Genomic DNA, 9,578 nt, shown 5'->3' with positions numbered 1-9,578 from the left:
TTGAAATCGGCCATCAGTAGCGCGATATCGGTGAGGTCGGCCTCCGGATTGACCCGAACCGGGTCAAAATCCACAAGTTCGCCAACGCTGTTAGTAGGGTCGGCCTGCAGGAGGGTGATCACCGACACCACCCCGTCGAGCCGCTTTTCCGCGTCGAGCACGTGCACCTTGATCAGCGCTTCGGGCTGTACGACGCGGGCCGCGGCGATCACCGCCAATGCCTCGGCCGGCATGGTGCCTGCCGCGCAGGAGACGTAGTCGACGTTCATCAGACCGCCCGCACTTTCGGGATTGAAGCCCATCAGCGTGATGACTTTGGTGCGCTGCGGTGCCGGCATCAGGTCAAGCACCGGCCTGCGCCGCGACTGACGCAGATCGGTGATCGCATCGGCGGCATCGTCGGCGCGCATCCGGCCGAGCAGCGCGGCGACCTCGCTATCGGGCATGTCATCGAGCAGACGACTGGCCTTGTCGGGATCCAATTCTTCGAAGACGTCGGCTTCCAACTCCGGGTCGCTGTGTACGCGGTCGAGGATCTCGCCACCCTCGGCCTTGTCGGCCTCCTCGAGAAGATCGGCGATTTCGGCAGCTTTGAATTCGCCGAATCGGTCCGACAAGCGCCGGACCGCGTCTGAGCGAGCGTGACCGATTAACGGTTCGAACGCCTTCCAGTCACGGGCCGCGTGCCCGCCGGAATGTTTGATCAGCCCGAACAACTTGGGTGGCCTGCGGGTGTCCAGTCGTGCGAGGACCCACTCGCCGCCGGCGTGTTCCAGCTCGACGTCATAGGCGCGCACCAGCTCCACCGCCTTCGCATCGATCAACCGGTGGCCCAGAACATCCGCACGCAACAGCACCTCACCCTCGCGGCGCTCAAAGCTGCGAACGTCAACCTTGTTCTTGGTCAGCACAACTCGGTGCGCGCTGTACTCGTCGATGGACTTGTTGCCGATGAACACGCGCCGGCCCCCGACTCCCGCCACGATCCCGCTTACCAACGGGTAATCCTCGGCGCGCAGCCGCACGATCACGTCTTCGACGCGGCCCACGGCCTCGCCGGAGCGGGCCACCACGGGTGCGCGCAACAGCTGTGAGAGGTGGATGACCGGCAGGTCGCCCCGTAGCTCGGGCGCCTTCTCGGATGCGCTCACTTGATACCCTCCTCGCAGTTTGCCCACCAGCTTCGTGCAAGTACGGCATACAACCCGGTTCGGTGCTGGCGCAAGTGTCGGCGCTTCACCGGCCCGGCCGAGAATCGTACGCCTCGGTCGCCGCGGGTAGCTACAGCGCGCCGGTGAACGATGAGCGGCGATCGCAGATACGGTTGCCGGCGAGCTAACGCGGTTTCGGGCGCTGTTGTCTAGTCCGACGCGAAATCAGTTGGTGGACAGGCTGATCGCTACTGTTTGTCGAGTTTTCCTGCGATCTGATTGGCGATATTCAGGGCCACGTCACCGGGGTCCTTGCGGCACGCTTCGGTGTCGATCACGACGTTATCGCGCACTGTCAGCGCGCGTTGACAGCTCTGGGACATGCTCTGACCGTTTTTGCTCGCGGTCACCGACGTAGTGGTGCGCAAGACTCCGTTGGCGGTCGACACGGATCCCACCTTCCAGACGATCTCCGGATTGTCCGCGTCGCCGGGAACGGTGTCCTGACGGTTGGCGCAGGCTGGCCAGCGCTGAGAGGAGTTGGTAAAGAAGGCGTTTGCCTGATCGGCGGTGGGGAACAACACCACGGCCTGCGTCACTTCCGGGTCGGGATCGTTGGATCCGGGAGGAAGGGACGCCGTGTCATGATCGCCCTGCACTGCGGTATTGCCGCTCCCGGTATAGACGGAAGCTTCGGCGGGGCCCGTGATGTACAGGCATTCGTCGGGGAACTTGTACGTCTTGGGAAATACGTTGGCGGGATTGTCGTCCTGCGGCTTGTCGATCGGCCGGTCGGTCTTCGCTCCCGTAACGCCTAGCGCACTGTCGATCTCGGCCGGCGTGAGCAGAAGAGTCGCCAGCGCGGCCTGTGCAAGGGGAGGCTTCGACGCTGTCGTCGTGGTCGTCGTGGTCGAGGAAGCGGTGCCACCCTCGTTGTTACCGCCGCAGGCGGCGACGAACATTCCGATTGCTGCGACGGCCACAGCCGTTCTGACGTGGCGCATTGTTGAGTGCCCTTCTGCTTGAGTCGATTCCCCAAGCGTTTCGCACACCCCGCGCGTCAGCTATTTTGAGGTTGTTTGCGGATGGAGCATACGACAGCGTCGCGCGGTCGGGTAGCTATTCGAACGAGCGAGTCACAACTGCCAAATGAGTCACTATTTTGTGAAGCTCACAGGGAATTTGAAACGTGATAGCACCAGCGCTATCACGTTTTGCGATCGGGCCATGAGTGCGGTGCCGGTGTACCCATGTGGCTGGTGTGGCAAGAGGCTACGCGAGCACGATCCGCTCCGCACGAGACACCCTACGGTCTATTGGAATTCGCCTACGTCGACCCGGACGGCACGCTGCACCGCATCGGTTCGCGGATCGGCTAGGCCGTTTGGTCAGGCGTGTTTGCTTGCGGCACCGGGGGTTTGGCGCTGGCCTGGCTGTGAGCCAGGGCGACCGTCGCGGCGATCATCACCGCGACCGACAACGCCAGCGCGGCCAGGCCGACGTGGTTGGCCTTCAGGGTTTCGCCCAGCACGGTGACGCCCAACACGGATCCGACGATCGGCTCGGCCACGTTCACCGCGGGAAGTGACGCGGTGAGTGGGCCCGCCCGGAACGCCGACTGCTCCCAGGCGGTGGCGGCCACGGCCACCACCAGCCAGACATACACCTCGGGCATGCGCAGCAATGCCGGGATGCCGTGATCGAGCTGGTCGACCACGCCCTTGGTCAACACCGAGAAGAGGCCCCACAGTGAACCGGACATGAACCCGAGCAGCAGTGCGCTGACCGCCGGCGAGGTTTTTCGAGCGCCGAGCACACACAGCACCAGCGCGGGGCCCATGACGGCCGCGACGATGATCCACGTCCGTAACGACCCGCGCGGCGTTCCCTCCTGAGGGTCGCCGACCGTCACCACCACGGCGACCGCCGCAACGAGCAATACGGCCCAAATGGCTTGCGAGCGAGTTATTCTTCGCCGATTGACGGCCGCGCTGATAAGCATTGCGAACAGCAACGAGGTCACCAACAGCGCCTGCACGAGCACCACGGAGCCCAGGCCGAGTGCCGCGGCCTGCAGACCGAATCCGGCGCCGGCCACCAGGCTGCCCGACCACCAGCGGCGATCGCGCAGCAGCTGTCGGAACAACGTCAGCGTGCCGACCGGTTTGTCCGTGACCTGCTGGGCCGATCGCTGCTGGATCACGTCGCCGACGCCGATCATCACGGCGGCGGCCAAAGCGAGCGCCGCCGCGATCCCCGTCCTGCCCACGATGGCCTCCCGCTAGCTGTGGCGCCTTATTTTGAGCGCGCTGGTGACCATCGGAATCTGAAGCGGCAGCCGGGCCAGTGCGGCGATGCGCATGGGCCAGGGCTTGTCCCACCACAACCGGCACATGTTGAGGTTCCCGGGAAACACCGCCAGGAATAGGGCCGCTGCGGCGGTCGCGGCGGCGCGACGAGTGCGTTGCGGCAACAGCAACGCCCCGACCACCAGCTCGGCGACGCCCGAGACATAGGTGTAGAGCCGCGGGCTGCCGGGCAACTCGACGGGAATGATGTCGTCGAACGGCTTGGGCGCCAGGAAGTGGACGGTGCCCACGCCGATCAGCATGGCCGCGAGTCGGTACGCGGCTGTCTGAGCGGAGGCACGCTGGGCTAGCGATGTGGTGGTCATGGCAACCATTGTGTCGTGTGCCGTGGATATGTCTCAGGCTGGTGCGGGCGAGCATGACGTCACGGCGAAAATTCGGCCAAATTTTCGCAGTGGCGTCACGCTGAGCGCTCACGCCCGGCGGTCAGGTCCGGTCGGCGTCGGTGTAGCGGATGATGCCGCGAATGTTGCGGCCTTCAAGCATGTCGCGGTAGCCGTCATTGATCTCCTCGAGCCGGTATTCGCGCGTCACCATGCCATCGAGGTTCAGCTGACCCAGCTTGTAGAGTTCGAGAATTTCGGGAATGTCGTACTGCGGATTGCCGCCTCCAAAGAGACTGCCCTGCAAGCTTTTCTGTAGCAGCGACAGCCCGGCGAGGTTCAGCGTGACGTCGGTGTCCAGCACGCCACCCATGGCGGTGACGACACATATGCCGCCTTTCGCGGTTAGCCCCATCCACGACTCCACGTCGCGGCCTTCGCTGCGGCCAACCGTGACGATCACCTTGTGACACATCAGGCCGCGGGTGGCTTGCGCGATGTTGGCCGCGGCGTCGGCAACATCGGCGAAAGTCTCTGTGGCGCCGAACTTCAACGCTTGCTCGCGTTTCCATTCGACGGGATCGATCGCGAAAACCCGTCGGGCTCCGGCGATGCGGGCGCCCTGCAACGCGGCAACGCCGACGCCTCCGATGCCGATGATCGCAACGTCGTCACCCGGCGTGATCGCCGCGCTGCGCACCGCCGAGCCGTACCCGGTGGTCACGCCGCAGCCCACCAGGCAGGCCACATCGAACGGGATCGCGGGGTCGACCTTGACCACCGAGGTCTGGTGCACGACAAGGTAGGGCGCAAACGTCCCGAGCAGCGACATCGGGATGACATTGCGGCCGTTGGCCGTCACTCGAAACGAACCGTCGGCCACCGACTGACCGGACAACAGGCCCATGCCGAGGTCGCACAGGTTGCGCAGCCCCGTCTGACACGGCGTGCATGTTCCGCAGGACGGGATGAACGACATGACGACGTGATCACCCACGGCCAGGTTCTCGACGCCCTCGCCGATCTCGGTGATGACACCAGCGCCCTCGTGGCCGCCGAGCACCGGGAAGCTCGGGATGGGAAAGTCACCGGTCAACAGATGGTGGTCGGAGTGGCACAGACCGGCCGTCTCCAGCTGGACGGTCACCTCACCCTTGCGGGGATCGCCGATCTCGATCTCATCGATCACCCACGGCTCGTTCAAGTCCCAGACCAGCGCGCCTTTGGTCTTCACCGGTTGGCCTCCGTGTTTACCCGAACCGCTTAATTGTTAGCGCCGTCACAGACCCCGGCATACCGAACTTAGACCATTACTATTGTCTATACAGTATTTGATACGATTCGCCGCGACTGACCGCTGCCAAACGTTCGAGGTTGAAAACATGGGTACACCCGTAATCGTTGGAGCCGTCCGGACGGCAATTGGCCGTTCATTCAAGGGAACGCTGGTCAACACGCCGCCCGAAACCCTGATCACCGCCGTGCTTCCGGAGGTGGTCCGCCGGTCCGGCGTCGACCCGTCGGCCGTTGACGACATCATCTTCGCCGAATCCCATTACGGCGGTGGGGATCTGGCCCGCTACGCGGCGACCGCGACCGGCATGGAACACGTCCCGGGCCAGTCGGTCAACCGGCACTGCGCGGGCAGCCTGACGGCGATCGGCAATGCCGCGGCCCAGATCGGCTCCGGCATGGAGCGCGTGCTGATCGCCGGCGGCGTGCAGTCGTTGTCGATGACGCCCCTGACCAACTGGCGGATCCCCGGCCCCGAGCTCAAGTTCGAGGAGCCCTGGATGCCGCCGACCCACGTCGAGACCCCGGACGCGCCCGCCAAGGACATGTCGATCACCGTCGGCTGGAACACCGCGCAGTCGGTCGGCATCACTCGCGAGGAGATGGACGCCTGGGCTGCCCGGTCACATGAGCGCGCCATTGCGGCCATGGATGCCGGCAAGTTCGCCGATGAGATCCTTCCGCTGAAGATCACCCAGTTCGACGGTTCGGTGACCGATTTCTCTGTCGACGAGCATCCCCGTCGGGACACCACCGTCGAGAAGCTCGCTAGCCTCAAGGTCCTGCACCCCGAGATCGAGGGTTTCTCGATCACCGCGGGCAACAGCAGTGGCACCAACGACGCCGCCGCGGCGGTCGCGCTGGTGGACAGCGATTACGCCGCGGCCGAGAACCTCAAGGTGATGGCCACCGTCAAGGCGTGGGGCGCCGCGGGCGTGCCGCCCCGGGACTGCGGTCTGGGTGCCCTCGCGGTGATCGACAAGGTCCTGAAGCGGGCCGGGCTCTCGGTCGGCGACGTGGCCCTGTGGGAGATCAACGAGGCGTTCGCCTCCGTGCCGATCGCCGCGTGCCGGCAATTCGGCATCGATGAGGAGAAGGTGAACTTCTCCGGCAGCGGCTGCAGCCTCGGCCACCCCATCGCCGCCTCGGGCGCGCGCATGGTCACCACGTTGACTTACGAACTGGCCCGTCGCGGTGGCGGCATCGGCGTCGCGGCGATGTGCGCAGGCGGCGGTCAGGGCGGCGCCGTCATCATCGAGGTCTAGCGGCGATCGCTAGTTGCAGAACGTATAGCCGATGAATTGGCTATCGGATTTGTCGGTGCCTGAGTAATCGGTGAAGTGCACCGCCGGCATCCCGTTGTACTGGGTGTTGGTCTTCTGCGCGGTGGGTGGGGGAGCGCCGGCCGGGAAGGCCAGGATCATGTCGCCGAAGATTTTGAGGCCGACTTGGCAGATTGCGTCGGGGCGCGGCTGCTGCGGATTCCACGCGTGCACAACGACGGGCTTGGTGAGCTGATAGCCGGCCGCACAATTCGGATCACAGATTTTGAAAACGGCGGTACCGGTCCCGTCGGCGCCCTGTGGTCCCCAGGAGCTCCACGACATGTCTTGCAGTGCAACAGCGACGCTGGCGCAGCCCAAGACGTTGAGCTTCTTCGGACGTTCGACCGGTGGAACGGACAGGTTGTAGCAGCCCGGGACGGCGAAGCTCTGCGGTGCAGCGGGTCCTTGGGCCGACGATGCAGTGGTCTGGTGCCCATGGGACAAGCGCACGCCCACGACGACGAGGACGCCGATCAGCGCGACAGCCACGACAATGCCCGTTGCGATCAGACGCCCCCGTGGCATCCGTCGCCATCGGCTCAATGATGGAACGATTCCCCCGTTGCCGCTCACACTCAACAGATTACGGGCGAAGTCTCTCATCTGGGGGTAGTGCCTGTCCGCAGAATGACGGAACGGTAAAGTTGGTCAACACGACCAACATATTCAAGATTCAAGAGATGGTTTGTGAGGTTATCGATGAATGACCACGAACTGGCCGCCCGGTTGGCCACGGACGCTGGACAGTTGCTGCTTGGGGTGCGCGACGAGTTCGCCGATGCGGAAGCCGGTGAACGGAAAGCAGCCGGCGACAAGCGATCTCACGATTACTTGATGCAACAGCTCGCCGACGAGCGGCCGGATGACGCGGTGCTGTCCGAAGAGGGCGCCGATAACCCGGTCCGGTTGCGTTCACAGCGGGTTTGGATTGTCGATCCACTGGACGGGACGCGGGAGTTCTCTGAACTCGGGCGCGACGACTGGGCCGTGCACGTCGCGCTCTGGGAGGTTGGCGAGCTGGTTGCCGGCGCGGTGGCGCTGCCCGCCCAGGGCATCACGTTTGCGACCCCGGATGTTGCATCGCCTCCTGCCGTGCCAGGCAAGCCACGCATCGTGGTGTCGCGTACGCGGCCGCCGGCGATCGCCCTGGCCGTTCGCGACGCGCTGGACGGCGTCCTGGTCGAGATGGGTTCCGCCGGGGCCAAGGTGGCCTCAATCGTTCAAGGGTTGTCCGATGTGTACGTGCACGCCGGCGGCCAGTTCGAATGGGACTCGGCCGCGCCGGTGGCAGTGGCCCGGGCGGCCGGACTGCATACCTCCCGCATCGACGGTTCGGCGTTGGCCTACAACCAGCCGGACCCGAAGCTGCCGGATCTGGTAATCTGCCGTCCCGAGTTGGCGCAAGCCGTTCTCTCCGTCACCACGTGACGCTTATCTAGCGTCACGTCAAAATGCTTGTGGCGCAACGTGATGCTGTGGTCACCCAGCTGCCGTGCTTGCGTGCTCGGTCGACCATGTGCGACCGTTTCGACAGCTGATGCCCGAGTACACCCGCCCCGTTGTCGAAGCCCGGCAGTTCCCAGACGAAGCCGGCGCGGTGATCGGCTACGGCAAGCGATGGGACGGTTCGCCGCCGGATGACTCCTACTCGCGCGTGAGCAACCCGAAGCGCTTTGCGCCGCTGCAAGATATCGCGGACGCATTGATCGAGCACCTACGGCTGACGTATCTGACCGATGTTGCGGCACTTGAGCATTCGACGCCGGACACCGCGAAACTCATCGCCGTCACGCCCGAACATCTCGACGCCGCCCCACTGGTGTTCCGGTTCACGAACTTTCCGGGTGTCGAGATCCGGGCAGGTGTCCGCTATCGCGAGGCCTTCCCGTTTTGTGGGTGCGACGCGTGCGACGAAACCTGGGGCGACGCGGCCGACGAGATGGAACGACTGGTCTTCGCGGTGAGCGACGGAAGGTTCAGCGAGCGCATCGTATTCGCGAAGGGGGACTCAGCGACGGTCGAGCACCGAGTCGAGAGCGCGGGTCAACGAGGCCGGGGCGGCAGCATTCAGCATGGCGTGCAGATCGACTCGGAGCTTCTAGCCGACGCGGTACGGCTCGATCGGCTGCCCAATGGGCGCTGGCAGGCTTGGGGACGGTAGTCGTCAGTCGGGCCGGTTGCGCCGCCGCCGCCGACGGCCTTTCGCCTCTTCGGTCCATTCGGTTTCGATCCGCCCGATCTCGAGAGAGAGCAGGGTGAGCGTCGGATTGTCGCAGTGGACTTCATGAGCGGTGCGGTACTTCGCCATCTCGCCGGTGGTCGGCAGGTGCGGCCTCAAGCCTTCGAACCACGCGTCGCCCACCACATTGGGCGGATCGCCGTCGCGGGGCCCGCAAGCCCACTGCTGGTAGACATCGCGCGCGCCCGCTAAGCCGGTCCGCCACCCGTGAATCGTTTCGCAGCGCTGCCCATGCAGATGCATCGTCATCTGGTGCTTGTGGTCGATGCTTCCCATCATCCGTGGCAGCACCGTATCGGCGGTGGACTTCGCGACGCCCGCGATGCCCACGGCGGATGCACCCACGACCGTGCCCATGAGGCCCATCATTGCCATGTCCATGGGGTGATCGTTCCATCTGAGTGCGCCCGCTAAAGCAAAACCTCCGATGTCAGGGTGGGAGCCGATGACCTAGCAAGGCATCAGCATTTGGGGCCACACTCCAGAGGGACAAACGATCATCGACTAACTCATTCAAGTCAAGATCGGCGTCGCGTCGCTGCTGCACGACGAGGGCGTGGTTCCCGCGCTCGCCGGCGCGGGCGTTCCGGACCGCTGATCGCCGAGCCGAAAAGGAGCAGCGCAACGATGTTGCGGATCGACACTCACCACCACGCCATCCCTTCTTTCTATCGAGAGTTGTTGCAAAAGGCCGAGATTGACGAGGCTGGGGGCCGCGCGTTGCCTGAATGGAGCCCGGAAGGGTCGTTGGCGACCATGGCCGAACTCAACGTCGGCGCCGCGATCCTCTCGGTGTCCACACCGGGCACCGCGTTCCTGTCGGGCGCGGCCGACGCCACCGCGCTCGCGCGGGACCTCAACGACTGCCTTGCCGACGT

At 64.8% G+C, this 9,578-nt stretch carries 10 protein-coding genes and 3 pseudogenes; 6 read left to right on the top strand and 7 right to left on the bottom strand.

The annotated features are described in order from the left end of the window. Both JOZ00_RS22645 and JOZ00_RS22640 read right to left on the bottom strand, forming a co-directional pair. Window positions 1-1,112, bottom strand: a 1,112-nt coding sequence (locus JOZ00_RS22645) for a PRC-barrel domain-containing protein (protein WP_293348325.1), incomplete at its 3' end; no start/stop codon positions are given. Between the two features lie 287 nt (window positions 1,113-1,399). Then, window positions 1,400-2,113 carry a sensor domain-containing protein gene (locus JOZ00_RS22640; RefSeq protein WP_293348322.1) on the bottom strand — a complete coding sequence of 238 codons (714 nt, stop codon included), beginning with the start codon at window positions 2,111-2,113 and terminating at the stop codon, window positions 1,400-1,402. A gap of 327 nt (window positions 2,114-2,440) precedes the next feature. Between JOZ00_RS22640 and JOZ00_RS22635 the strand changes: the two are divergent. Next, a pseudogene (locus JOZ00_RS22635) lies at window positions 2,441-2,530 on the top strand (VOC family protein); the annotation flags it as partial. Here JOZ00_RS22635 and JOZ00_RS22630 read toward each other — a convergent pair. The 3 genes from JOZ00_RS22630 to JOZ00_RS22620 all read right to left on the bottom strand — a co-directional run bounded on the left by JOZ00_RS22630 (window position 2,527) and on the right by JOZ00_RS22620 (window position 5,077). After that, window positions 2,527-3,420, bottom strand: coding sequence for a DMT family transporter (locus JOZ00_RS22630; protein ID WP_293348319.1), 894 nt, complete (start codon window positions 3,418-3,420; stop codon window positions 2,527-2,529). The pseudogene JOZ00_RS22635 and the gene JOZ00_RS22630 overlap by 4 nt on opposite strands. 12 nt (window positions 3,421-3,432) lie before the next feature. Further along, on the bottom strand, window positions 3,433-3,825 hold the full coding sequence (locus JOZ00_RS22625) for a hypothetical protein (protein WP_293348316.1): 393 nt from the start codon (window positions 3,823-3,825) through the stop codon (window positions 3,433-3,435). A gap of 121 nt (window positions 3,826-3,946) precedes the next feature. After that, the gene (locus tag JOZ00_RS22620) at window positions 3,947-5,077 is read right to left on the bottom strand and encodes an NDMA-dependent alcohol dehydrogenase (protein WP_293348313.1); all 1,131 of its coding nucleotides are present in this window, start codon (window positions 5,075-5,077) and stop codon (window positions 3,947-3,949) included. A 148-nt stretch (window positions 5,078-5,225) separates the two neighbouring features. On the opposite strand from JOZ00_RS22620, the gene JOZ00_RS22615 reads away from it, so the two are divergent. Continuing rightward, window positions 5,226-6,401 (top strand): thiolase family protein, encoded by a 1,176-nt coding sequence (locus tag JOZ00_RS22615; protein WP_293348310.1) that lies wholly within the window; start codon window positions 5,226-5,228, stop codon window positions 6,399-6,401. 9 nt (window positions 6,402-6,410) lie between these two features. Here JOZ00_RS22615 and JOZ00_RS22610 read toward each other — a convergent pair whose 3' ends face one another. Then, window positions 6,411-6,986: a hypothetical protein gene (locus JOZ00_RS22610; RefSeq protein WP_293348307.1), complete on the bottom strand. Its 576-nt coding sequence runs from the start codon at window positions 6,984-6,986 to the stop codon at window positions 6,411-6,413. A 174-nt stretch (window positions 6,987-7,160) separates the two neighbouring features. Here JOZ00_RS22610 and JOZ00_RS22605 point away from each other — a divergent pair, with 174 nt between their 5' ends. After that, window positions 7,161-7,889 (top strand): 3'(2'),5'-bisphosphate nucleotidase CysQ, encoded by a 729-nt coding sequence (locus tag JOZ00_RS22605; RefSeq protein WP_293348304.1) that lies wholly within the window; start codon window positions 7,161-7,163, stop codon window positions 7,887-7,889. Between the two features lie 88 nt (window positions 7,890-7,977). Then, the gene (locus tag JOZ00_RS22600) at window positions 7,978-8,622 is read left to right on the top strand and encodes a DUF6226 family protein (RefSeq protein ID WP_293348301.1); all 645 of its coding nucleotides are present in this window, start codon (window positions 7,978-7,980) and stop codon (window positions 8,620-8,622) included. A gap of 3 nt (window positions 8,623-8,625) precedes the next feature. On the opposite strand, the gene JOZ00_RS22595 is transcribed toward JOZ00_RS22600, so the two are convergent. Then, on the bottom strand, window positions 8,626-9,081 hold the full coding sequence (locus tag JOZ00_RS22595) for a hypothetical protein (protein ID WP_293348298.1): 456 nt from the start codon (window positions 9,079-9,081) through the stop codon (window positions 8,626-8,628). A gap of 49 nt (window positions 9,082-9,130) precedes the next feature. On the opposite strand from JOZ00_RS22595, the pseudogene JOZ00_RS22590 reads away from it, so the two are divergent. Beyond that, a pseudogene (locus JOZ00_RS22590) lies at window positions 9,131-9,298 on the top strand (extradiol ring-cleavage dioxygenase); the annotation flags it as partial. A 29-nt stretch (window positions 9,299-9,327) separates the two neighbouring features. Then, window positions 9,328-9,578 (top strand): annotated as a pseudogene (locus JOZ00_RS22585) (amidohydrolase); the annotation flags it as partial.

The organism is Mycobacterium sp. (assembly GCF_019243155.1).
GTDB lineage: Bacteria > Actinomycetota > Actinomycetes > Mycobacteriales > Mycobacteriaceae > Mycobacterium.
This window is presented reverse-complemented; position numbering and strand designations above follow the sequence as displayed.

Excerpts from the sequence above, each read along its gene's own strand:
- JOZ00_RS22640 (WP_293348322.1), bottom strand. The coding sequence starts at position 2,113 with ATGTTCGTCGCCGCCTGCGGCGGTAACAACGAGGGTGGCACCGCTTCC.
- JOZ00_RS22625 (WP_293348316.1), bottom strand. The coding sequence starts at position 3,825 with ATGACCACCACATCGCTAGCCCAGCGTGCCTCCGCTCAGACAGCCGCG.
- JOZ00_RS22615 (WP_293348310.1), top strand. The coding sequence starts at position 5,226 with ATGGGTACACCCGTAATCGTTGGAGCCGTCCGGACGGCAATTGGCCGT.
- JOZ00_RS22610 (WP_293348307.1), bottom strand. The coding sequence starts at position 6,986 with ATGCCACGGGGGCGTCTGATCGCAACGGGCATTGTCGTGGCTGTCGCG.
- JOZ00_RS22605 (WP_293348304.1), top strand. The coding sequence starts at position 7,161 with ATGAATGACCACGAACTGGCCGCCCGGTTGGCCACGGACGCTGGACAG.
- JOZ00_RS22595 (WP_293348298.1), bottom strand. The coding sequence starts at position 9,081 with ATGGACATGGCAATGATGGGCCTCATGGGCACGGTCGTGGGTGCATCC.